The 23,702-nt window shown below is 59.8% G+C and carries 23 protein-coding genes; 15 read left to right on the top strand and 8 right to left on the bottom strand.

From position 1 onward, the window contains the following. The first annotated feature begins 150 nt into the window (after nucleotides 1-150). Entirely contained in the window at nucleotides 151-936 is a 786-nt protein-coding gene (locus FGE05_RS24275) for an outer membrane protein OmpK (RefSeq protein WP_139648950.1), read from the top strand. 211 nt (nucleotides 937-1,147) lie between these two features. Here FGE05_RS24275 and FGE05_RS24270 read toward each other — a convergent pair whose 3' ends face one another. Both FGE05_RS24270 and FGE05_RS24265 read right to left on the bottom strand, forming a co-directional pair. Next, on the bottom strand, nucleotides 1,148-2,308 hold the full coding sequence (locus tag FGE05_RS24270) for a patatin-like phospholipase family protein (protein WP_139648948.1): 1,161 nt from the start codon (nucleotides 2,306-2,308) through the stop codon (nucleotides 1,148-1,150). Between the two features lie 36 nt (nucleotides 2,309-2,344). Then, a complete protein-coding gene (locus FGE05_RS24265; protein ID WP_139648946.1) occupies nucleotides 2,345-3,277 on the bottom strand; it encodes a lipid A biosynthesis lauroyl acyltransferase in 933 nt (310 codons plus the stop codon). 118 nt (nucleotides 3,278-3,395) lie between these two features. Between FGE05_RS24265 and minC the strand changes: the two genes are divergently transcribed. The 6 genes from minC (at nucleotide 3,396) to FGE05_RS24235 (ending at nucleotide 8,008) form a co-directional block, all read left to right on the top strand. Continuing rightward, nucleotides 3,396-4,133 carry a septum site-determining protein MinC gene (gene minC, locus FGE05_RS24260; RefSeq protein WP_024779632.1) on the top strand — a complete coding sequence of 246 codons (738 nt, stop codon included), beginning with the start codon at nucleotides 3,396-3,398 and terminating at the stop codon, nucleotides 4,131-4,133. Nucleotides 4,134-4,334: 201 nt separating this feature from the next. Continuing rightward, nucleotides 4,335-5,147 carry a septum site-determining protein MinD gene (gene minD, locus FGE05_RS24255; protein WP_024779631.1) on the top strand — a complete coding sequence of 271 codons (813 nt, stop codon included), beginning with the start codon at nucleotides 4,335-4,337 and terminating at the stop codon, nucleotides 5,145-5,147. Then, complete coding sequence (gene minE / locus FGE05_RS24250) at nucleotides 5,147-5,401, top strand: cell division topological specificity factor MinE (RefSeq protein WP_007960071.1); 255 nt, start codon at nucleotides 5,147-5,149, stop codon at nucleotides 5,399-5,401. The genes minD and minE overlap by 1 nt, the downstream gene beginning before the upstream one ends. 180 nt (nucleotides 5,402-5,581) lie before the next feature. After that, nucleotides 5,582-6,217 carry an RluA family pseudouridine synthase gene (locus FGE05_RS24245; protein ID WP_003204542.1) on the top strand — a complete coding sequence of 212 codons (636 nt, stop codon included), beginning with the start codon at nucleotides 5,582-5,584 and terminating at the stop codon, nucleotides 6,215-6,217. 197 nt (nucleotides 6,218-6,414) lie between these two features. Then, nucleotides 6,415-7,704, top strand: coding sequence for a M18 family aminopeptidase (locus FGE05_RS24240; protein ID WP_024779630.1), 1,290 nt, complete (start codon nucleotides 6,415-6,417; stop codon nucleotides 7,702-7,704). 121 nt (nucleotides 7,705-7,825) lie between these two features. Beyond that, nucleotides 7,826-8,008: a hypothetical protein gene (locus FGE05_RS24235; RefSeq protein ID WP_139648944.1), complete on the top strand. Its 183-nt coding sequence runs from the start codon at nucleotides 7,826-7,828 to the stop codon at nucleotides 8,006-8,008. Here the strand turns inward: FGE05_RS24235 and FGE05_RS24230 are convergent. Further along, a complete protein-coding gene (locus tag FGE05_RS24230) occupies nucleotides 8,000-8,728 on the bottom strand; it encodes a UTRA domain-containing protein (RefSeq protein ID WP_139648942.1) in 729 nt (242 codons plus the stop codon). The genes FGE05_RS24235 and FGE05_RS24230 overlap by 9 nt on opposite strands. Nucleotides 8,729-9,090: 362 nt before the next feature. On the opposite strand from FGE05_RS24230, the gene FGE05_RS24225 reads away from it, so the two are divergent. From FGE05_RS24225 to FGE05_RS24200, 6 genes are all read left to right on the top strand, one after another. Next, entirely contained in the window at nucleotides 9,091-10,158 is a 1,068-nt protein-coding gene (locus FGE05_RS24225; RefSeq protein ID WP_139648940.1) for an ABC transporter substrate-binding protein, read from the top strand. Between the two features lie 204 nt (nucleotides 10,159-10,362). Continuing rightward, a complete protein-coding gene (locus tag FGE05_RS24220; protein WP_024779626.1) occupies nucleotides 10,363-11,169 on the top strand; it encodes an alkaline phosphatase family protein in 807 nt (268 codons plus the stop codon). 5 nt (nucleotides 11,170-11,174) lie between these two features. Further along, complete coding sequence (locus FGE05_RS24215) at nucleotides 11,175-12,011, top strand: ABC transporter permease subunit (protein WP_162164414.1); 837 nt, start codon at nucleotides 11,175-11,177, stop codon at nucleotides 12,009-12,011. Beyond that, nucleotides 11,998-12,798 carry an ABC transporter permease gene (locus tag FGE05_RS24210; RefSeq protein WP_041021858.1) on the top strand — a complete coding sequence of 267 codons (801 nt, stop codon included), beginning with the start codon at nucleotides 11,998-12,000 and terminating at the stop codon, nucleotides 12,796-12,798. Before FGE05_RS24215 ends, FGE05_RS24210 begins: the two co-directional genes overlap by 14 nt. Further along, the gene (locus FGE05_RS24205; RefSeq protein ID WP_139648935.1) at nucleotides 12,795-13,784 is read left to right on the top strand and encodes an ABC transporter ATP-binding protein; all 990 of its coding nucleotides are present in this window, start codon (nucleotides 12,795-12,797) and stop codon (nucleotides 13,782-13,784) included. The genes FGE05_RS24210 and FGE05_RS24205 overlap by 4 nt, the downstream gene beginning before the upstream one ends. Before the next feature lie 46 nt (nucleotides 13,785-13,830). Further along, nucleotides 13,831-14,484: an HAD family phosphatase gene (locus FGE05_RS24200; protein WP_139648933.1), complete on the top strand. Its 654-nt coding sequence runs from the start codon at nucleotides 13,831-13,833 to the stop codon at nucleotides 14,482-14,484. A 50-nt stretch (nucleotides 14,485-14,534) separates the two neighbouring features. Here the strand turns inward: FGE05_RS24200 and FGE05_RS24195 are convergent, their stop codons facing one another. The 3 genes from FGE05_RS24195 to FGE05_RS24185 all read right to left on the bottom strand — a co-directional run bounded on the left by FGE05_RS24195 (nucleotide 14,535) and on the right by FGE05_RS24185 (nucleotide 18,152). Continuing rightward, the gene (locus FGE05_RS24195; protein ID WP_139648932.1) at nucleotides 14,535-16,025 is read right to left on the bottom strand and encodes an Ig-like domain-containing protein; all 1,491 of its coding nucleotides are present in this window, start codon (nucleotides 16,023-16,025) and stop codon (nucleotides 14,535-14,537) included. Between the two features lie 360 nt (nucleotides 16,026-16,385). After that, entirely contained in the window at nucleotides 16,386-16,631 is a 246-nt protein-coding gene (locus FGE05_RS24190) for a hypothetical protein (protein ID WP_139648926.1), read from the bottom strand. Nucleotides 16,632-17,189: 558 nt separating this feature from the next. Then, the gene (locus tag FGE05_RS24185) at nucleotides 17,190-18,152 is read right to left on the bottom strand and encodes a zinc-binding dehydrogenase (RefSeq protein ID WP_024779619.1); all 963 of its coding nucleotides are present in this window, start codon (nucleotides 18,150-18,152) and stop codon (nucleotides 17,190-17,192) included. A gap of 139 nt (nucleotides 18,153-18,291) precedes the next feature. Between FGE05_RS24185 and FGE05_RS24180 the strand changes: the two genes are divergently transcribed. Beyond that, nucleotides 18,292-20,373, top strand: coding sequence for a carboxy terminal-processing peptidase (locus tag FGE05_RS24180; RefSeq protein WP_175363179.1), 2,082 nt, complete (start codon nucleotides 18,292-18,294; stop codon nucleotides 20,371-20,373). Between the two features lie 119 nt (nucleotides 20,374-20,492). Beyond that, a complete protein-coding gene (locus FGE05_RS24175) occupies nucleotides 20,493-22,268 on the top strand; it encodes a bifunctional diguanylate cyclase/phosphodiesterase (protein ID WP_139648922.1) in 1,776 nt (591 codons plus the stop codon). 20 nt (nucleotides 22,269-22,288) lie between these two features. Here the strand turns inward: FGE05_RS24175 and FGE05_RS24170 are convergent, their stop codons facing one another. Then, nucleotides 22,289-22,711, bottom strand: coding sequence for a hypothetical protein (locus tag FGE05_RS24170; protein ID WP_055137749.1), 423 nt, complete (start codon nucleotides 22,709-22,711; stop codon nucleotides 22,289-22,291). 24 nt (nucleotides 22,712-22,735) lie between these two features. Continuing rightward, nucleotides 22,736-23,702: RHS repeat domain-containing protein (locus FGE05_RS24165; protein ID WP_176563030.1), on the bottom strand; the 967-nt coding region annotated here is incomplete at its 5' end.

The raw sequence follows: 23,702 nt of genomic DNA, 5'->3' as shown, positions 1-23,702 counted from the left end.
ACGAGCCTTCCGGGAATCTCTCCAGGCTCGACCACCCGTATTTGCCACAAGCAAAAACCTGACCGAACGGATGTTTTATCTGGAGAAAAAAGCGCCACACCAGAGCGCTGACAAAAAAAAGCGGTACCACCTACCTTGGGAGCAAACCGAATGAAACGCACGCGCACCAGCCTGATACTCGCAGGATCCTTGCTGGCCGGCGGCCAAGCCATGGCCGACGATCTGTTCCAATGGCAGAACAACAGCCTGACTTACCTGTACGGCAAGGACTTCCAGGTCAACCCGCGCATCCAGCAGACGGTGACATTCGAACACGCCGATGCCTGGAAATATGGCGACAACTTCTTTTTCCTCGACCGGATCTTCTACAACGGCAAGGAGGACGGCCAGTCGGGACCGAACACCTACTATGGCGAGTTCAGCCCGCGTTTGTCGTTCGGCAAGATTTTCGACCAGAAACTGGAAGTGGGCCCAATCAAGGACGTGCTGCTGGCCATGACCTATGAGTTCGGTGAAGGCGACAACGAGTCCTACTTGATCGGCCCGGGCTTCGACCTGGCGATTCCCGGCTTCGATTACTTCCAGCTGAACTTCTACAACCGCCAGACCGAAGGCCCACGCGCCGGCGACAACGTCTGGCAGATCACCCCGGTTTGGGCGTACACGATTCCCGTGGGCTCGTCCGACATCCTGATCGACGGTTTCATCGACTGGGTGGTGGACAACGACAGCAACGCCAAAGGCACCTCCCACGCCAACCTGCACATCAACCCGCAAATCAAATATGACCTGGGCAAAGCCATGAACCTGGGTGCCAAGCAGCTGTACGTGGGTGTGGAATATGACTACTGGAAGAACAAATACGGGATCGAAGACAGCGAAGGGTTCAAGACCAACCAGAGCAATACGAGCTTCTTGCTGAAGTATCACTTCTGATTACCCACCTTGATCCTGGATACACAGAGATTCTTGTGGAAGCTGAGCTTGCTCGCGATAGCGATGGATCAGGCCAAGTAAGTGCTGGATGTACCGCCGTCATCGCGAGCAAGCTCGGCTCCCACGGGGTTATGGGTGGTTGAGATTTCGCGTTCACCATAGATCCCTTGTGGGAGCGAGCCTGCTCGCGATGGCGCCGGGTCGGCTTGCATCACCCTCGGGCCAATCCCAGGAACCGACTCAGCTCATCGCGCTGGGCCAGCGCATCCTGGCGACCCAGCTCGATCAGTTCGTTGCAATACCCCGACTCGAACAGCAGATAGCTCAACACACTGGCGCCGCTGGTCTTCGTCGCGCCCGGCCCGCGCAGGAATAACCGCAGCGCACGGGGCAGTTCCTGGCGATGGCGGGCGGCAATTTCATCAATCGGTTGGCTCGGCGAAATCACCAGCACCTCCACCGGCGCCGCGCCCAGGGAGTGGGCCGGCACGTCATCGGGCAGCAAATGACTGAACCCGTTCAGACGCTGAAGCAACTCGATATCGCTTTCCAGACTGTCGATGAAGGTACTGTTGAGCAAGTGCCCGCCGATCTGCGCCAGGGTCGGTTGCAGACCGGTATAGCTGCGCGCCACCGGCTCCACCGCAGCGGGTCCACGGGGGTTGCCGCTGACGCCGATGACCAGCACCCGGTTCGCACCCAGGTGTAACGCCGGGCTGATGGGCGCCGATTGGCGCACCGCACCGTCGCCGAAATACTGCGGGCCGATCTTGACCGGCGCGAACAGCAGGGGAATCGCCGAACTGGCCATCAGATGCTCGACCGACAGCACGGTCGGCACGCCGATCCGACGGTGCCGCAACCAGGCGTCAATGGTCCCGCGCCCCTGGTAGAACGTCACGGCCTGGCCGGACTCATAACCGAACGCAGTCACCGCCACTGCGCGCAATTGGTGCTCTGCGATGGCCTGCTCGATACCCGAAGCCTGGAACTGTGCCTCAAGCAACTCACGCAGCGGGGAGCTGTCGATCAGCGCCACCGGCAACCTGGCGCCCAGGCCCAGCAGGCTATGGCCAAGGAAACGTCTCGCCTGGGCAATGACCCCCCACCAGTCGCTGCGCATGACCTGATGGCTTCGCACCGCCTGCCAGAACGCGGTCAAGCGCTCGATGGCCGTCTTGAAGTGCATCGCCCCGCTCGCCAGACTGACCGCATTGATCGCCCCGGCCGAGGTTCCTACGATCACCTGAAACGGGTTCTGCGCCTCGTCCGGCAACAATTCGGCAATCGCCGCCAACACCCCCACCTGATACGCCGCCCGAGCCCCGCCGCCGGAAAGAATCAAACCTGTCACCGGTTCAGCTGGGATCATCGCAACACTCCGTGCTCATGGATGGAAACTACTGGCTCAACCGCGCTTGTCGTACAGCTTCGGCTCGCCCGGTGGGCGACTCTTGAAGCGCCGGTGGGCCCAGAGGTATTGCTCGGGGCAGTCGCTCACCGACTGCTCCACCCACTGATTGATGCGGATGCAATCGGCTTCCTCGGTCTCACCCGGAAAATCCTCCAACGGCGCCTGGATCACCAGGCGATAGCCGCTGCCATCGGCCAGGCGCTCCTGGACGAACGGCACCACCAACGCCTTGCCGAGACGGGCGAACTTGCTGGTAGCGGTCACCGTCGCCGCCTGGATGCCGAACAATGGCACGAACACGCTTTGCTTGGCGCCGTAATCCTGATCCGGTGCATACCAGATCGCCCGGCCGGCACGCAGCAACTTGAGCATGCCACGTACATCTTCACGCTCCACCGCCAGGGAGTCGAGGTTGTGCCGTTCACGGCCCCGGCGCTGGATGTAGTCGAACAGCGGATTCTTGTGCTCACGGTACATGCCGTCAATGGTGTGCTGCTGACCGAGCAAGGCCGCGCCGATTTCCAGCGTAGTGAAATGCAGGGCCATCAGGATCACGCCCTTGCCCTCGCGCTGGGCCTGCTTGAGATGTTCCAGCCCTTCCACATGAGCCAGCTTGGCCAGCCGCGAACGCGACCACCACCAGCTCATGGCCATTTCGAAGAAGGCGATACCGGTGGAAGCAAAGTTTTCCTTGAGCAGACGCTTGCGTTCAGCCGCGGATTTTTGTGGAAAACACAGCTCCAGGTTGCGCCTGGCGATGCGCCGTCGGTCGCCGGCCACCCGGTACATCAGCGCCCCCAGGACACGACCGACCCGCAACAGCAACGGGTAAGGCAACTGAACGATCAGCCACAACAGCCCCAGGCCGCACCATAGCAGCCAGAAACGCGGGTGAAAAAAGGCACTTCGAAAACGCGGGCGATCCATTACAGCTTCCATAAAGACATGGGCCGCGCATTCTACATCGTTCGACCCGGCTTGCGGCTCGCGGACGATCTCGTTATAAGTCTCGGCACTTTTAGTGACAAGCCGTTGTACGCCGACCATGAGCCAAACCGAACCGCTAGACCAAGATCCCGTGTTCCAGCTGAAGGGCAGCATGCTCGCCATTACGGTGCTGGAGCTGGCCCGTAACGACTTGGAGGGCCTTGACCGGCAGCTCGCGGCCAAAGTCGCCCAAGCGCCGAATTTCTTCAGCAATGCCCCGCTGGTGCTGGCCCTGGACAAGCTGCCAGCCACCGAAGGCTCGGTGGATCTGCCGGGGCTGATGCGCGTTTGCCGCCAGCACGGCCTGCGCACCCTGGCTATCCGTGCCAGCCGCATCGAGGACATCGCCGCCGCCATCGCCGTGGACATTCCGGTGCTACCACCATCCGGCGCCCGGGAGCGCTTGCTGGAGCCGGCGCCGGCCGAAGCGATAAAGAAACCGGAAAAACCACCGCAGCCCGAGATCAAGCCGACCCGCGTGATTACCTCGCCCGTGCGCGGCGGACAGCAGATTTATGCCCAGGGTGGCGATCTGGTAGTAGTGTCCTCGGTCAGCCCGGGGGCGGAACTTCTGGCCGATGGCAACATCCATGTATACGGTCCGATGCGCGGCCGCGCGCTAGCCGGCGTCAAGGGCGATACGAAAGCCAGGATCTTCTGTCAGCAATTGAGCGCTGAACTGCTCTCCATCGCCGGGCAGTACAAGGTTTCCGAGGATTTACGCCGCGACCCGCTGTGGGGGGCTGGCGTCCAGGTCAGCCTGTCGGGCGACGTGTTGAACATCATTCGGCTTTAACGGATACTGCCGCATTTTCCAAGCATCTCTAAAACGTAGCGAAAACGGCTAAAACGACGTAGGAAAAAGGATCAGGCAGCGTTTACCGGAGGTAAACCCGGCCCAGCACCCTATTCCAGCCAAGCCTGTCCAATTGCAGCAGTTTTCAAGAGATGTTTTTCAGGGACTGACAAAGTCCTTTTTCCTTAGGGGTGAAACACCTTGGCCAAGATTCTCGTGGTTACATCCGGCAAGGGTGGTGTGGGTAAGACCACCACCAGCGCCGCTATCGGTACCGGTCTCGCGTTGCGCGGCCACAAGACTGTCATCGTCGACTTCGACGTCGGCCTGCGTAACCTCGACCTGATCATGGGTTGCGAGCGGCGCGTGGTCTATGACTTCGTCAACGTCGTCAATGGCGAAGCGAACCTGCAACAGGCCCTGATCAAGGACAAGCGCCTTGAGAACCTCTACGTCCTGGCCGCCAGCCAGACCCGCGACAAAGACGCGCTGACCCAGGAAGGCGTGGAAAAAGTCCTGATGGAGCTCAAGGAACAGTTCGAGTTCGTGGTCTGCGACTCCCCGGCCGGTATCGAAAAAGGTGCCCACCTGGCGATGTACTTCGCTGACGAAGCGATTGTCGTGACCAACCCGGAAGTGTCCTCGGTACGTGACTCCGACCGCATGCTGGGCCTGCTGGCGAGCAAATCCCGTCGCGCCGAGAAGGGCGAGGAGCCGATCAAGGAACACCTGTTGATCACCCGCTACCACCCGGAGCGCGTGGAAAAGGGCGAAATGCTCGGTGTCGAAGACGTCAAGGAAATCCTCGCGGTACGCCTGCTCGGCGTGATCCCGGAATCCCAGGCGGTGCTCAAGGCCTCCAACCAGGGCGTTCCGGTGATCCTCGACGACCAGAGCGACGCCGGCCAGGCCTACAGCGATACCGTTGACCGTCTGCTGGGCAAAGACCTGGAACACCGGTTCCTCAACGTCGAGAAGAAGGGATTCTTCGAGCGCCTGTTTGGAGGTAGGTAATGAACCTTTTTGACTTCTTTCGTGCCAACAAAAAGCCCAGTACCGCCTCGGTCGCGAAAGAGCGTCTACAGATCATCGTGGCGCACGAACGCGGCCAACGCAGCACCCCGGACTACCTGCCCTCCTTGCAGAAGGAACTGGTCGAAGTGATCCGCAAGTACGTCAACATCGGCAACGATGACGTGCATGTCGCACTGGAAAGCCAGGGTAGCTGCTCGATTCTGGAACTCAATATCACCCTGCCGGATCGCTGATCGATCCAGCTGGAGCCACGGCGGCTCGGGCCTGAACCTATGTGGGAGCGAGCCTGCTCGCGATGACGGTGGACCTTTCAGCTTCAATGCAAGCTGGACCACCGCAATCGCGAGCAGGCTCGCTCCCACACAGGGAATGGATCCGAGCCGCCGTTGGCGTTTGTACCGAGACTGTTTTCAATGCCCCTTTCCAACATCCGCATCATTCATCAGGACGCCGCCGTCCTGGTGGTCGACAAGCCGACCCTGCTGCTGTCGGTGCCCGGCCGGGCCGACGACAACAAGGACTGCCTGATCACCCGCCTGCAGGAAAACGGTTACCCGGAAGCACGAATCGTGCACCGATTGGACTGGGAAACGTCCGGCATCATCCTGCTGGCCCGGGATCCGGACACCCATCGCGAACTGTCCCGGCAGTTTCATGACCGGGAAACCGAAAAGGCCTACACCGCGTTGTGCTGGGGTCAGCCGGAGCTGGACAGCGGTAGCATCGATCTGCCCCTGCGCTACGACCCGCCAACCAAGCCTCGTCACGTGGTCGACCATGAGCACGGCAAGCACGCCCTGACTTTCTGGCGCGTGCTGGAACGTTGTGGCGATTGGTGCCGGGTCGAACTGACGCCCATCACCGGGCGCTCGCACCAGTTGCGTGTGCACATGTTGTCCATCGGCCATCCGCTGCTGGGTGACGGGCTCTATGCCCATCCACAGGCCCTGGCCGCCTGGCCCCGCTTGTGCCTGCACGCCAGCATGCTCAGCTTCACCCATCCGCAAAGCGGCGAGCGCCTGCGCTTCGAGTGCCCGGCGCCGTTCTGAAGGATTGCGGTGCTCTCATCGCGAGCAGGCTCGCTCCCACAGGTATTGGCGTTGAACACAGAGTTTGTGTTCGACGAAGATCCCCTGTGGGAGCGAGCCTGCTCGCGATGACGGCGGCACAACCAACGTAGACTTCAACCCTCTCCCTATCAACAGCCAATACGGTAAACTCCGCCCATTGCTGTCTGGAGCTATTTATGCGCGCAGAGTTGAACCAGGGCCTGATCGATTTCCTCAAGGCCTCCCCTACCCCGTTCCATGCCACCGCCAGCCTTGCCCAACGCCTGGAGGCGGCGGGTTATCAGCGCCTCGACGAACGCGAGACCTGGGCCACCGAGGCCAACGGTCGTTATTACGTCACGCGCAACGACTCTTCGATCATTGCCTTCAAGCTGGGCCGCAACGCGCCGCTGCACGACGGCATCCGCCTGGTCGGTGCCCACACCGACAGCCCTTGCCTGCGGGTCAAACCCCAGCCTGAGCTGCAACGTCACGGGTTCTGGCAACTGGGGGTGGAAGTGTACGGCGGCGCGCTGCTGGCGCCGTGGTTCGACCGCGACCTGTCCCTGGCCGGACGCGTCACCTTTCGCCGGGACGGCAAGGTCGAAAGCCAACTGATCGATTTCAAGGCGCCCATTGCCACGATTCCAAACCTGGCCATCCACCTCAATCGCGAAGCCAACCAGGGCTGGGCCATCAACCCGCAGAACGAACTGCCGCCAATCCTCGCCCAGTTCGCCGGCGACGAGCGCGTCGACTTCCGTGCCGTGCTCACTGACCAGTTGGCCCGCGAACACGGCCTGAACGCCGACGTGGTGCTCGATTACGAGCTGAGCTTCTACGACACCCAGAGCGCGGCGATCATCGGCTTGCATGGCGACTTCATTGCCGGCGCGCGTCTGGACAACCTGCTGTCGTGCTACGCCGGCCTGCAAGCCTTGCTCAACGCCGACTCGGAAGAAACCTGCGTGCTGGTGTGCAACGATCACGAGGAAGTGGGCTCCTGCTCGGCCTGTGGCGCCGACGGCCCGATGCTGGAACAGACCCTGCGTCGCCTGCTGCCTGAAGGGGAAGAGTTCGTACGGACCATTCAGAAATCTCTGTTGGTTTCTGCGGACAACGCCCACGGCGTGCACCCCAACTACGCCGACAAGCATGACGCCAACCACGGTCCCAAGCTCAACGCCGGGCCGGTCATCAAGGTCAACAGCAACCAGCGTTACGCCACCAACAGCGAAACCGCCGGGTTCTTCCGCCATCTGTGCATGGCCGAAGAAGTGCCGGTGCAGAGCTTCGTGGTGCGCAGCGACATGGGTTGCGGCTCGACCATCGGCCCGATCACCGCCAGCCAGTTGGGCGTACGCACCGTGGACATCGGCCTGCCGACCTTCGCCATGCATTCGATCCGTGAACTGTGCGGCAGCCATGACCTGGCGCACCTGGTGAAAGTGCTGAGCGCGTTCTATGCCAGTCGTGAGTTGCCCTGACTAGCCTATTCCTTGTGGCGAGGGGATTTATCCCCTCGCCACAACAGCGTTTGATGCAGGTCATCCCGACCTCGCAGAACCCCAGCTAGACTGACCTTATCACCCCGACAAGGCCGTCACCATGATTCCCGCGTCCATCTTCAACGCCATGCTGGTGCCCATCCTCGCCGGCATGATCCTGCTGACCATCGGCTTCAATTTTCGCGACAAGAATGTCGGGGTCTTCGCCATGTGGATCGGCATGCTGCTGATCCTCGCCACGGTTCTGTTCAGGATCATGACCAAGCTCAACGAGTCACTCTGACGCCGCCTCCAGCACGTCCACGCCGACATGAATCGCATCGTGTCGCCAGAACTCCAGGTCACAGTCGATCAGCCGTTGATGCTGGTCATAATTGACCCGCGCAATCCGCAACCCGGGGCTGCCGACCGAGACCTTCAGCGCCGCCGCGGCTTCAGGCTGTAGAGACGTGGGTACGATTTCGAATTTCACCCGGCCGTAGTGCAGATCGTAGTGACGGGCGTACAACTCGGTCATGGACTGGTTGAGATCGAATCCGAGGATGTCGGGAAAATACTGTGGGTTCAGGTAATGCTCGACATACAACACCAGCCGCTCGTCGATACGCCGCACACGGCAGATCTGGATCACACTCGACAACGCCGGCAATTGCAGCCAGGCACACACCGCCGCCGAGGCCGGTTGCAGACGGGCCGAGATCACCTGGGTCGAAGGCACCCGCCCCTGGGCCGTCACCATGGCGTGGAAATGGCTACGCTGCATCAGGTTATAGGCCAGGCGTGGCGGTGAGACGAACCAGCCCCGACGTTCCTCGCGATAGATCTGCCCTTGGGCTTCGAGCTGCAACAGGGCTTCACGCACGGTAATGCGCGTGGTCCCGAACAACTCACTGAGCTTGCGCTCGGCCGGCAACTTGCTGCCGGGGGCCAGCAACCCATGGTCAAGCTGCTCCTGCAGGACCTGCCCGATGGTTGTCACCGCTTTGGTTGTCTCAATGCGCATCAACGTTACCTATCTGGACTAGACCAGCACTGTTTCGGGGCGGGATCGGCGCATGCATCGAGCCGCTTTTCGTTCCTGCAAGCCTAGGCACTGCACATGACTGGCAGATGACAGAACCGCCGAACGGTCGATCCGCAGACCTGCAAATTTGCGGCCAAGCCCTTTCATATCAGCTGTTTAACCATGGTCTACGCTTAGCTATCAGCCACTGCGCGCGAACCGAATCGGTGTAGGTGCATCCACCACCGACATCAAAATGTCACAGGGCTCGCCTACATTGGCTCAGGTATTGCTGACCTAGACCAACATAACCGCCAACACAACCGCAATCGCAGCGTTGAAAACGCCCATAGGAGCTTCGGATGAAACAGCTTTTCCTGGCATCACTGTTAGGCTCGACCATTGCCATGTGCACCGCCGCCATGGCCGCTGATACCGATCTGAAAACGTTGGAAGCCGCTGCGAAAGCGGAAGGTGCCGTGAACAGCGTCGGCATGCCCGATGACTGGGCGAACTGGAAAGGCACCTGGGAAGACCTGGCCAAGACCTACGGGCTGAAACACGTCGACACCGACATGAGCTCGGCCCAGGAAATCGCCAAGTTCGCAGCCGAGAAAGACAACGCCAGCGCCGACATCGGCGACGTCGGCGCGGCGTTCGGCCCGATTGCCGTCAAGCAGGGTGTGGTTCAACCGTACAAGCCAAGCACCTGGGAGCAGGTTCCGGACTGGGCCAAGGACAAGGACGGCAACTGGGCCCTGGCCTACACCGGCACCATCGCGTTCATCGTCAACAAGAAGCTGCTGCATGGTTCCGAAGCGCCCACCAAATGGGCTGATCTCAAAACCGGCAAATACAAGGTATCCATCGGCGACGTGAGCACCGCGGCCCAGGCTGCCAATGGCGTACTGGCGGCGGCACTGGCCAACGGTGGCAACGAGAAGAACCTGCAACCGGCCCTGTTGATGTTCGCCGAGATCGCCAAGCAAGGACGCCTGTCCATGGCCAACCCGACCATCGCCACCATGGAAAAAGGTGAAGTCGAAGTCGGTGTGGTCTGGGACTTCAATGGCCTGAGCTACAAGGCCAAGATGGCCAACCCGGATGATTACGTCGTGCTGATTCCGTCCGACGGCTCGGTGATTTCCGGCTACACCACCATCATCAACAAATACGCCAAGCACCCGAATGCCGCCAAGCTCACTCGCGAGTACATCTTCAGCGACGCCGGCCAGATCAACCTGGCCAAAGGCAACGCCCGGCCGATCCGCGCCGAGCACCTGACACTGCCGGAAGAGGTCAAGGCCAAGCTGCTGCCGAACGAGCAGTACAAAGGCGTGACCCCGATCAAGGACGCGGACGCCTGGGAGAAGACCTCCAAGGCACTGCCACAGAAGTGGCAGGAAGAAGTGATCATCAATATGCAGTGAGGCGGTAGCTCCCGCTCGGATATCCGCTGGAGATATCTTGTGGGAGCAAGCTTTTCTGTGGGAGCCGAGCTTGCTCGCGATGCAGGCGCCGCGGTGCAACTTCAAGACCGTGTCATCGTTCATCGCGAGCAAGCTCGGCTCCCACATTGAGCGCGTTGACACTTGCATCTTCTTTTCGGTCTGCCTCTGCGGAGCCTTTTTCCCATGAAGCACAACGTCATCCTGGTAGTGCTAGACGGCCTCAATTACGAAGTCGCCCGGCATGCCATGGGACATTTGCAGGCTTACGTCAGCGCAGGACGCGCGGCTCTCTACAAACTGGAATGTGAACTGCCGGCCCTGTCCCGCCCGCTCTATGAATGCATCCTCACCGGCGTCGCGCCCATCGACAGCGGTATCGTGCACAACAACGTCTCGCGCCTGTCGAACCAGCGAAGCGTTTTCCACTACGCCACCGAAGGCGGCTTGAGCACGGCTGCCGCGGCGTACCATTGGGTCAGCGAGCTCTACAACACCTCACCGTTCGTGGCTGGGCGGGATCGTCATACCGACAACCCCGAGCTGCCGATCCAGTACGGACATTTCTACTGGAATGACCACTATCCCGATTCCCATCTGTTCGCCGACGCCGAACATTTGCGTCAGCGCTACGCGCCGAATTTTTTGCTGGTGCATCCGATGAATATCGACGATGCCGGCCACAAGCATGGCCTCGACACCCCGCAATACCGCAACAGCGCCCGCTCGGCCGACATCAACCTCGCGGTCTACCTGCAAGCCTGGCTCGATGGCGGTTATCAGGTGCTGGTGACGTCCGATCACGGCATGAGCAACGATCGCTCTCACAACGGCCTGTTGGCCGAAGAACGGGAGGTGCCGCTGTTCGTGTTTGGGGACAGCTTCAGCCTCGACCCCGCCGCGAATCCCCGGCAGACCGAACTGTGCGGCACCCTCTGCCAGTTGCTCGGTGTTGCTCACGACAAACCCTATTGCCAGGAGTTGCTCAAGTGAATGCCATGACGCGCGGCAAATGGCTGGCAGCGTTGTGCCTGGTGCCCTTCGCGATTTTCTTCATCGTGTTCCAGATCGCCCCGCTGCTCTGGGTGCTGGTCAACAGCCTGGAGTCGGAAGAGTTCGGTTGGGGCCTGGCCAACTTCAGCAAGATCTTCAGTTCGAAGTTCTACCTGCAAGCGATCCAGCACAGCCTGGAAATCAGCTTCTGGTCAAGTGTGTTCGGGATCATCATCGCAGTGCTCGGCAGCTACTCACTGCGCCGGGTCGATTCGAAGCTGCGCAACTTCGTCAACGCTTTCGCCAACATGACCAGCAACTTCGCCGGCGTGCCCCTGGCGTTCGCGTTCATCATTCTGCTGGGGTTCAACGGCAGCATCACCCTCATGCTCAAGCAAGCGGGGATCATCGAAGACTTCAACCTGTACTCGAAAACCGGGTTGATCATCCTCTACACCTACTTCCAGATTCCCTTGGGCGTGCTGCTGCTCTATCCGGCCTTCGACGCGCTGCGCGAAGACTGGCGCGAGTCCGCCGCGCTGCTGGGCGCCAACGGCTGGCAGTTCTGGCGGCACATCGGTCTACCGGTGCTGACCCCGGCGCTGCTGGGTACCTTCGTGATCCTGCTGGCCAACGCCCTGGGTGCCTACGCCACGGTGTACGCGCTGACCACCGGCAATTTCAACGTGCTGCCGATTCGTATCGCCGCCATGGTTTCCGGCGACATCTCCCTCGACCCGAACATGGCCAGCGCCCTGGCCGTGGTGCTGGTGGCGTTGATGACCCTGGTGACCGTTGTCCATCAGCTACTGCTCAAGAGGAGCTACCATGTCTCGCGCTGAATCGAGCCCTGTCGGCCTCTATCATCGGGCCGTGGTGTACCTGCTATTCGCCATACTGCTGCTGCCCCTGGCCGGCACGCTGATCTACTCCATCGCCAGCAGTTGGTCGGCCACCGTGCTACCCGCAGGCTTTACCTTCAAATGGTACGTGCAACTGTGGAGCGACCCACGCTTCCTCAGCGCCTTCGGCCAGTCGCTGATCGTCTGCGTCGGCGCGCTGGTGCTCTCGGTGGTGCTGATCCTGCCACTGCTGTTCGTGGTGCATTACCACTTCCCGAAACTCGACGCACTGATGAACATCCTCATCCTGCTGCCCTTCGCGGTGCCGCCGGTGGTGTCGTCGGTAGGACTGCTGCAACTCTATGGTTCCGGCCCACTGGCAATGGTCGGGACGCCGTGGATCCTGATCGGCTGCTACTTCACCGTCGCCCTGCCGTTCATGTACCGCGCGATCACCAACAACCTGCAGGCCATCAACCTGCGCGACCTGATGGACGCCGCGCAGCTGCTCGGTGCAAGCACCTTCCAGGCGGCCTTGCTGGTGGTGCTGCCCAATTTGCGCAAGGGCCTGATGGTGGCGCTGCTGCTGTCCTTCTCCTTCCTGTTCGGTGAGTTCGTGTTCGCCAACATCCTGGTGGGCACCCGCTATGAAACCCTGCAGGTCTACCTGAACAACATGCGCAACAGCAGCGGCCACTTCACCAGTGCCCTGGTGATTTCCTACTTCTTCTTCGTACTGGTCCTGACCTGGGCGGCGAACATTCTGAACAAGGACAAAAGCCAATGAGCTACGTCAGCGTCCAACACCTGCAAAAAGGCTACGCGGGCACGCCGGTGTTCAGCGACATCAACTGCGAAATCGGCAAGGGTGAATTCGTCACCCTCCTCGGCCCTTCCGGCTGTGGCAAATCCACGCTGTTGCGCTGCATTGCCGGGCTGACGACAGTGGATGCCGGCAAGATCCTGCTGGACGGCCAGGACATCGTCCCCCTGAGCCCGCAAAAACGCGGCATCGGCATGGTGTTCCAGAGTTACGCCCTGTTCCCCAACATGACCGTGGAACAGAACGTCGCCTTCGGCCTGCGCATGCAAAAGATCCAGGCCGAAGATAGCCGCCAGCGCGTGCAGGAGATCCTGCGCCTGGTGGAACTGCACGAGTTCGCCACCCGCTACCCCCATCAACTCTCCGGCGGCCAGTGCCAACGCGTTGCCCTCGCCCGCTCCCTGGTGACCCGGCCGCGCCTGTTGCTGCTGGACGAGCCGCTGTCAGCCCTGGATGCGCGGATTCGCAAACACCTGCGCGAACAGATCCGACAGATCCAACGCGAGTTGGGCCTGACCACGATTTTCGTCACGCACGATCAGGAAGAAGCCCTGACCATGTCTGACCGGATTTTCCTGATGAACCAGGGAAAGATCGTACAGAGCGGCGATGCCGAAACCCTTTACACTGCGCCGGTCGACGTTTTCGCAGCCGGCTTCATCGGCAACTACAACCTGCTGGACGCCGACAGCGCCACCCGACTGCTGCAACGGCCGGTGAGCAGTCGTATCGCCATCCGCCCGGAAGCCATCGAGCTGAGTCGCAACGGCGAACCGGATGCGCTGATCCGCAGCCACAGCCTGCTAGGCAACGTGATCCGCTATCGGGTCGAAGCCCGCGGCGTGGAACTGGTGGTAGACGTGCTCAACCGTTCGGCGGCCGACCTGCATCCCGATGGCGCCCGCCTGGCGCTTTCCATCGATCCGTCGGCCCTGTGTGAGGTAGCCTGATGGCTGTGTTGATTTTGAAGCTGATATTGAGAAGGGAAACGCACTGATGGCCCTGGCAATTTTTGATCTGGACGAAACCCTGATCCACGGCGACTGCGCCACCCTCTGGAGCGAGCAGATGGGGCGTCTGGGCTGGGTCGATCCCGAGTCGTTCATGCGTCGCAACAACGAGCTGATGGACGCCTACAGCCACGGCAAGCTGCGCATGGAAGAGTACATGGACTTCAGCCTGGAACCGATGATCGGCCGCACACCGGAAGAAGTCGAACACCTGGTGACGCCCTGGGTGGAGGACTTCATCGAACCGATCATCTTCAGCGACGCCACCAAGACCATCGCCGAACACCGCAAGGCCGGCGACCGGATCCTGGTGATCTCGGCTTCGGGCACGCATCTGGTGGGGCCGATTGCCGAGCGCCTGGGCATCGATGAGATCCTGGCGATCGAGCTTGAAGTGGCCCATGGGGCCTACAGCGGCAAGACCGTGGGCACCCTGACCTACCGTGAAGGCAAGATCGCCCGGTTGCTGGACTGGCTGGACGCCGAGGAAGAAAACCTGGAGGGGGCGAGCTTCTACTCTGATTCACGCAATGATCTGCCGCTGTTGCAACGGGTGGACTATCCCCATGTGGTGAACCCGGATCCGGTGTTGAAGGCCCATGCCGAATTGGCGGGGTGGCCGATTCACAGCTGGAAATAAGCCGACGTTCGCCGGGAGAGCCCAGAGCAGCGGCCTTCATTGGCATCTGCTCAATAAGGCACGACATACAGCGCACCGCTCACGCTGCTTTCGCCAGGTAATGCACAGGCGATTCCATGGGTATTTTCGGCGTGGTAGTAGGTGTAGTAACCCGCCGGACAAGTGCCGCCATGCTCACCGAGCCAATACCTGCCGCGAGGCAGCGGGAAAGGCCGGGCATACAGGCTCTCCAGCGTCTGGAGCTGCCCACTGCTGTTGATCAGGTATCCGCCGACGGTTCTCAGCCATTGATGAAAAGCCGCCAGACTCGTGAAGGTGCCGGGCACCACGATCCCCAGCAACCAAGTATTGCTGACTTGGGCCGTATACGTTGCTGACTGCGCCGGCGTGCTCGAATCAGATACGGTGATCACCGCATTACCCCGTCTGAACCCTGTCACCTGGCCGTTGGCCGTGACCGTCGCCACCTGGGTATTGCTGGACGTGTACCGGTAGGGCGGGGTTCCACCCGCTGCCCTGCGGGTCACTGTGTTACCGGGAGCATCAGCTCCCGTCGCGGGCCAGGAAGCGAAGATCCTGAAACCATCCACTGCCAACGGCGTGCGGTCGATGGACAGCGGCCCGCCAAGAAGAAATGCCTGGTCAGCGCTGCGATAGACGAATGTCGCGTCACCCGTCGTTGTCGTGGGTAACGTCAAGAGAATAATCGGCAGCCATCGGTCGGTTTCAGCGTAAAAATCTCGCTGATACTGCTGGGCACCAAGCAATCCTCCTGCAGTGTAGAAAAGCGCTTCGATCGGTAAGTCACGGCCTGCATTCTGTGCCCAGGTAGCCACGCGCACTTCGTTCTGGACCGGGCCTATGGCCGGATCGCCATTACCCAACGTTCGCGCCTCGAGGCTGGCGTGAAATGCACTCGCCGAAGCTGTACCGAGTGAAGCACGCACATTGAAGCCGCACTGATGGTGTGGCCGTTGCGCCGACGCAACGGACTGGAAGTGCGTCAGCCATTGGGTGGCGGTGGTGATCCCCTGGGACTGGCATTCCCGACTTGTGCCTGGAAACGTCCGGTATTGGCCGCAACCTTTGTCGTCTCTTTCGAACGTCCAACCGTCCACGGGAAACGAACACAGGATTTCTGGCTTGAGCGCCTGTTTGGAATCATTGTAAGCGTGAAAAAAGAAGCCGTTGTTATAGCCATAGGTCAAGGAGATGTACTTCGAATCTTCCCTCAAGTACGAGAAAGATACGCCGCCGCTTGCCACTGAAAAATGGCTGGGGTTCCAGAAATAATATGAGGCGGATGGCTGTGTTCCTCTGAACAAAACTCCCGAACACAGGTACGCCGGCGAGGTGGGACCGCAATCGGCCACTTTTTTATAATAACGAGCGGTCAGACTGATCGCTGTCTGCCTGCCTACTTCGTCAGCATTATTGGTATCCAGCTGTTGTGCATGTTGTGAAGTCGCGTTGCATCCCAGCAACAGTGCAATGCCAAAGGCAATGGGAAGTATTTTTTTCGTTGTTGTTGAGACCAACATGGCTGGACTCCACTCAAGGCGGTACCGGCTTCGATTAAAGGCGCGAAAGTCAGGGGTTGCCTACTGTCAGGAATGACAGTTCGAGCAATTACCGGATCAATGAATGGAATACAGGCCCTTGTGACGAGGGTGCTTGCTCCCGCTTGAGTGCGCAGCAGCCCGCTTTTTTTGAGCGCTTCGCACTCCAGTGAGAGCAAGCTCCCTCGCCACAGGGAAGCGTGCCATGACTGTCTGCTGGCGCGGATTGACTCCTTGTTCCGAAGTGTCCGATGGCACTTGTGCCCGGATCGACTCCAAGCAGATAAGGGAGCGTGCGAACATTAATGTCCGTAGTGCGGCGTAAACAGACATCCCCCCACGCTACTCGAACACGGAAAAGGCCTTGGCCAGTTCCAGCAGGGCATTTTCGTCCTGCACGTCCATATCGCCATCAGCATCGGTATCAGTCTTGACGTTGACGGTATCGTAGGCACCGTTCGTTTTTGAAGCGGAGATAAAAGTCGCGAACTGTAGCGCCTCGTTTTTATAGAACTCCACGAGAATATCGGGTGAGCTGTCGCCGTCAATATCTTCTTTGGACAGGCGGATCTCTTGTTTGGCCATCATGGCACCTCTTCTGTCAGGGAAACTATCAGAGAGACCTCTATGGCTCTCGAAGCAAATCTAGAGCGGCTGTCTTCACGCCGTCTACTGGCAGACCTGACAGGGTGTATATCCATCTAGTGAGTGAAATCAAACTGACCTGTACGGGGGCATACAGAACAATGGCTTGTTCACGGCAATACGCTGACGTCGCGAATTTCGCCGCAGAGGGGGCGTGGATCTACAACCATGAAGGTATTAACCGGCGGACAGAGGTAACGTCTACTTTCAAGAATCGCGGTTCGGACCAACGCCCGGACATTGAAACCTTGTGGGAGCCGAGCTTGCTCACGATAGCGGTGGGTCAGCTTGCACGATGTTGTCTGTGGTGCCGCCATCGCGAGCAGGCTCGCTCCCACAGGTTTTCGCGGGTTCATGAAAGCAATGTTCGGGCACCCATACTTGTGGGAGCCGAGCTTGCTCGCGATGGCGGTGGGTCAGTCAACTACGCTGCAAACTGATCCGACGCAATCGCGAGCAAGCTCGGCTCCCACAGGCCCCACTGTCGCTCCACGGGTCCACTCAGTTCAGGCTTTCATCAATCACCAGCACCAATTTTCCTGATACCTGGTTGGTCGCCAGCTCGGCGAACGCCGCCTCGGCTTCCTGGATCGGGAATGTCGCGGCCAACTGTGGGCTCAGGCGTTTCTCGGTGAATAACGGCCAGACATGTTCACCCAGCTCCCGCAGCAGATCGGCCTTGAATTGATCGTCGCGACTGCGCAGGGTCGAACCCAGCAACTGGATACGCTTGGCGAGGATCTTCGCCAGGTCCAGGTGGCTTTCCCGTCCGCCCATCAGCCCGATCAACACCCAACGCCCGTCAACTGACAAAAGTTTCACGTTGAGTCTGGCGTAGCTGGCGCCCACCGGATCGAGGATCACGTCGAAGGGCGCGAAGTCGTTCAAGCGCTCGATGTCGTCCGCCCGCACAACCCCGCCCTGGGCGCCCAGCGCCTCGCAATAAGCCAGCCGATCGGCAGAACCGACACTGACCCAGCATGGGTTGCCAAACGCCTTGCACAGTTGAATTGCAGCGGAACCGACGCCACTGGCTCCGGCGTGCAGCAGCACTTTTTCCCCCGGCTTGAGGCCTGCCAACTGGAACAGATTCAGCCACGCAGTGCTGTAGACCTCAGGCAGCGCGGCGGCTTCAGCCAAGGACAGGCCCTCGGGCACCGGCAGCACATGCCGGGCATCGACCACCACCTCCTCGGCCATGCCACCGCCGGCGAGCAAGGCACACACGCGGTCGCCCACCTGCCAGGCCGAGCCCGGCCCAACCTCGCTGATGATCCCGGAACACTCCAAGCCCAGCACGTGACTGGCCCCGGGAGGCGGCGGATAAAGTCCGGCTTTCTGCAACAAATCGGCCCGATTCAGGCCGGCAGCCGCCACACGAATGCGAACTTGCCCTACGTCGCATGTCGGACTTGGCTCATCAGCCCATACCACTTGGCCTTCAACGCCTTGCAATGCTTTCACGGTGCCTCCATAGTGAGTCTCGACTGGGCCCGCTGCTGTAACGCCGGGCTTTCTTGCATTATGCGCCCGGGCCACATGGAACCGGCGACTTCAAAGACGGCCTAATATGCGTTATCAATTGTCCCTGCGTCGAATCAGTATGAAGCACCTGTTCCCCAGTACCGCCCTCGCGCTTGTCATTGGCCTCGGTCTGTTACCCCTGTCGAGCGATACGTTCGCAGCCAACAGCTGGGACAAGCTTCAACCTGATCGCGACGAGGTGATTGCCAGCCTTAACGTCGTTGAGTTGCTAAAGCGCCACCACTACAGCAAACCACCGCTCGATGACGCGCGCTCGGTCATCATCTATGACAGCTACCTGAAGCTGCTTGATCCGTCGCGCAGCTATTTCATGGCCAGCGATATCGCTGAATTCGACAAGTGGAAGACCCAGTTCGACGACTTCCTCAAGAGCGGCGACCTCAACGCCGGGTTCGTCATCTACAAGCGTTACCTGGACCGCGTGAAGGCGCGCCTGGATTACGCCATTGCCGAGCTGAACAAAGGCGTCGACAAGATCGACTTCAATGCCAAGGAAACCCTGCTGGTCGACCGCAAGGACGCCCCTTGGCTCAAGAGCACAGCCGAACTCGATGACCTGTGGCGCAAACGCGTCAAGGACGAGGTGCTGCGCATGAAAATCGCCGGCAAGGATTCCAAGCAGATCCAGGAAACCCTGACCAAGCGCTACAAGAACCAGTTGGCCCGTCTGGACCAGACTCGCGCCGAAGACGTTTTCCAGGCGTACATCAACACCTTCGCCATGTCCTACGACCCGCACACCAATTATCTGTCGCCGGATAACGCGGAGAACTTCGACATCAACATGAGCCTGTCCCTGGAAGGCATCGGCGCGGTCCTGCAGAGCGACAACGACCAGGTGAAGATCGTGCGCCTGGTACCGGCGGGCCCTGCCGACAAGACCAAGCAGGTCAGCCCGGCGGACAAGATCATCGGTGTCGCCCAAGGCAACAAGGAAATGGTCGACGTGGTCGGCTGGCGTCTGGACGAAGTGGTCAAGCTGATCCGAGGCCCGAAAGGCTCGGTGGTGCGTCTGGAAGTCATTCCGGCCAGCAATGCGCCGAACGACCAGACCAGCAAGATCGTGTCCATCACCCGCGAAGCGGTGAAACTGGAAGAACAGGCCGCGAAGAAATCGATCCTCAACCTGAAACAGGATGGCAAGGATTACAAGCTCGGCGTCATCGAGATCCCGGCCTTCTACCTGGACTTCAAGGCGTTCCGCGCCGGGGATCCGGACTACAAGAGCACCACCCGCGACGTCAAGAAGCTGCTGACCGAGCTGCAGAAGGACAAGGTCGACGGCGTCGTCATCGACTTGCGCAACAACGGCGGCGGCTCCTTGCAGGAAGCCACCGAACTGACCAGCCTGTTCATCGACAAGGGCCCTACCGTGCTGGTGCGCAACGCCGATGGCCGGGTGGACGTACTCGAAGACGAGAACCCGGGCGCGTTCTACAAAGGGCCGATGGCCTTGCTGGTCAACCGCCTGTCGGCGTCGGCCTCGGAGATTTTTGCCGGCGCCATGCAGGACTATCACCGGGCGTTGATCATCGGTGGCCAGACGTTCGGCAAAGGCACCGTGCAGACCATCCAGCCGCTGAACCATGGCGAACTGAAACTGACCCTGGCCAAGTTCTACCGGGTGTCCGGCCAGAGCACCCAGCACCAGGGCGTGCTGCCTGACATCGATTACCCGTCGATCATCGACACCAAGGAAATCGGCGAAAGCGCCCTGCCCGAAGCCATGCCATGGGACACCATCCGGCCAGCGATCAAACCGGCGGTGGACCCGTTCAAACCGTTCCTGGCCCAGCTCAAGTCCGACCACGACACCCGCACCTCTCAGGATGCCGAGTTCGTGTTCATCCGTGACAAGCTGGCCCTGGCGCAGAAATTGATGCTGGAGAAAACCGTCAGCCTCAACGAAGCCGACCGTCGCGCCCAGCATGCCGACATCGAGGCCAAGCAACTGGCGATGGAAAACCTGCGTCGCAAGGCCAAGGGCGAAGAGCCGCTCAAGGAACTGAAGAAAGAAGACGAAGACCTGATCACCGAACCGGAAAAGACCAAGCCGGAAGACGATGCGTACCTGAGCGAGACCGGGCGAATCCTGCTGGATTACCTGAAACTCAATACAGCGGTCGCCAAGCAAGGATGATGGCCATTTAATGGTGACTCTCGTCGGACTGTCATCAAACTGACATCAGTCTGTCGTGAAATACAGGACTGGGCACCCCACCAAGGTGCCCGGTCCTTTTTTTATCGCCAGAGATCGCCATGACCACGACCGAACAGCTGAGTGCCTTGAGTTCAATCCTGGCTCAAAGCGGTTTGCACAGTCTGTTCCAACCGATCGTATGCCTGTCCGAACGACGCATCCTGGGTTACGAAGCCTTGACCCGCGGGCCGTCCAACAGCCCGCTGCACTCTCCCATCGCCTTGCTCTCCGTGGCCCGCCAGGCCGGACGCCTCAGTGAACTGGAACTGGCCTGCCGACGCAGTGCCTGCCAACGCTTCAACGAGCAAAAATTGCCGGGCAAGCTGTTTCTCAATGTCTCGCCCGAGTCGCTGCTGGAGTCGGCGCACCAGACCGGACGCACCTTGCAACTGCTGCAGGACTTCGGCATCCCGCCCAGCCAGGTGGTCATCGAGCTGACCGAACAAACCCCGATCGATGATTTCCAGCTTCTGCAGAACGCGCTGCATCATTACCGGGCCATGGGCTTCTCCATTGCCCTGGACGATCTTGGCGCTGGTTATTCGAGCCTGCGGCTGTGGTCCGAATTGCGGCCCGATTACGTGAAGATCGACCGCCACTTCATCGACGGCATTCACCAGGACGCCCTCAAGCGCGAGTTTGTCGGCTCGATCCTGAAGATCGCCCGGACGTCCCGCTCCCAAGTGATTGCCGAGGGCATCGAACTGCCGGAAGAACTGGCGGTGCTGATGGAAATGGGCGTCGATCTGGTCCAGGGATACCTGCTTGCCCGCCCTCAGGAACAGCCATCACGGGATGCCAAGGCGCTGATGCCCAGGCAGGACAGCGGCACGGTGCCGCTGAGCGATGAAATCAACGACCTCAGCGCCCTGCTCAACGAGCAACCGGCCATGCCCCATGACACCCCTACGGCACGGGTCCTGGACGCTTTTCGGCGCCAGGCCAACCTCAATTCCCTGGCCGTGCTGGACAATCAGAACCGCCCCTGCGGCATCGTCCACCGCCATTCACTCTCGGACGCCTTGCTCAAACCCTTCGCCACCGACCTGTTCGCCCGCAAACCCATCAGCCGCCTGATGAGCGATGATTTCCTGGCCGTGGAACTGAGCCAATCGCTGCAACAAGTCAGCCGCCTCATCACCAGCCGCGCCCGCCAGCGCATCGAAGAAGACTTCATCATCACCCTCAACGGTCACTACCTGGGGCTGGGCCGGGTGATCGACGTGCTCAAGCTCATCACCGAACTGAAGATCCAACAGGCCCGCTATGCCAACCCGCTGACCCTGCTGCCGGGCAACGTACCGATCCAGCAGTGCCTTACCCGTCTGCTGCAACAGCGACAGGAAGCGGTGATCTGCTACGTCGACATCGACAGCTTCAAACCCTTCAACGACATCTATGGCTACGGTCGCGGCGACGAAGTCCTGCTGTGCCTGGCCCAATGCCTGAACGAACGCATCGACCCCAGCCGCGACTTCGTGGGCCACATCGGCGGCGACGACTTCCTGCTGGTCCTCGGCCCGGAAGACTGGCGCAAGCGCCTGAACCAGCTGCTGAGCGACTTCCAGACCCATTGCCGCCGGTTCTATCGTCCTGAGCATCTGGAGGCTGGGTGCTTTACGGCGTTGAACCGGCAGGGGATTCGACAGGAATTTGCGTTGTTGTCGCTATCGATTGGCGTGGTGCATCTGCGCTCAGAGGTTTGCGGGGAGCTGGATGCGAGCCAGTTGGCGGAACTGGCTTCGCAGGCTAAGCATCATGCGAAGGAAGTGCCTGGGGGGAGTTTGTATTTGGTTGAGGCTGAGGCCGTAGAGTCTATTGGGGCGATGGTATGAAGTAGGCAACTCGAGATCGCCTACCAAGTGGATGGATCTTCGAGCGCTGCTTTTTCAATATCTTGCTTCCATTCTTCGCTTACTAGTTCATATATATCCTCGAAAAAGCTACGGGGGGTATGGATTTCAGATGCCAACCAAGGCGAAGCTGAAGATTCATCTGTCTCGTAGTCATACTCAAAAAGCGCACCAAAATCATAAAACTCGTTCTCCAGCGCCTCCTTCAACTTAATCAAGAGTAAAAATTTATGTCTATACGACAAATATGCCTGCTCTTTAATTATGTAATTTTTAATTATAATTCGTCGATCCGACGCACTATTCGGGTCAAGCCTCAACAACTCCTTTCTAAATGAATCATCTTTATATTCCGTATCTATACCAGCCAAGAGCGCGTCGACAGTTGGCTGATAAGGCAACTCAGTGAAGGGAGCTAGCAACATAATCAACTCCATTTTTCGTCTAGCTTAATCAATAGGAAAGGCAGTAAACGGTTTATCAGTTTGAATTCTGTCAAATTTCACTTCTGCACCATTCATGTGTTCATTCAGAATTGGATTGGTTCTATCTCTTCTGTTGGGTTTGTACCCCCGACCGGCGCCAGGCATTTCCATCCTAACAATAGGGTTTTGCCTTCTGTCGAATCCCGTATGCGCGGGTAAACCCCGAGCCGTTCTTGTAAGAGCTTCATTTAGTGCGTGCATCTGCATTCTCCAACTCTTAAATTGAGAGCTAGAGCTCACGGGGCCTATTTGTCCGTTTATCGTTGGATGACTCCCGTCAATTGGCCGCTGCCTTACCGCCCTATCTGGTATCTCGGGATTATGCTTAGCAACAGTATGCATGTCATATTTCCTCTCATACTCCTCTACACGTCGCTTAGCATTCGCCTCCGCTAACTCATCAATCCGAGCCCGCCGCTGCTCCGCCGTCATCGGCAGTCGCGGCTCTCCCTCATCTACCCCAACCTTGGCAGCCGGATCCTGCTCCCCAACCGCCGGCCTGCACCCACCCTTCCCCGGGCAATCCACCAACCCCAACGGATCCACCCACCCCGTCGGGTTCAGGGTGTACCGGTACCCATTGAGCCCACCCGTCAGTTTGCTCGGATCAGGGGTCAGGTAGCGGCCCGTTTCCGGATTGTAGTAGCGGTGCCGGTTGTAGTGCAGGCCGCTTTCCGGGTCGAAGTATTGGCCCTGGAAGCGCAGCGGTTGTTCCAGCTGTTCGCCGCCGCCGTGCTCTATCGCTCGGACTTTACCGTAGCCGTGGTAGCGCGCCGACCAGACGATCTGGCCGCCGTAGTTGGTCAGTTCCTGCGGTGTCCCCAGGTGGTCGAGGTGGTAGTAGAACGGGCAGGCGTTGAGGCCTTTGCCGTCGAGCAGCGCCAGCGGGCGGAAGGTGCCGGGTTCGTAGAGGTAGCTGCGGTGGTGATGG

It is taken from the genome of Pseudomonas sp. ICMP22404 (assembly GCF_006227205.1).
Lineage (GTDB): Bacteria > Pseudomonadota > Gammaproteobacteria > Pseudomonadales > Pseudomonadaceae > Aquipseudomonas.
The sequence above is the reverse complement of the archived record's forward strand: the minus strand, read 5'-3'. Positions and strand labels throughout refer to the sequence as shown.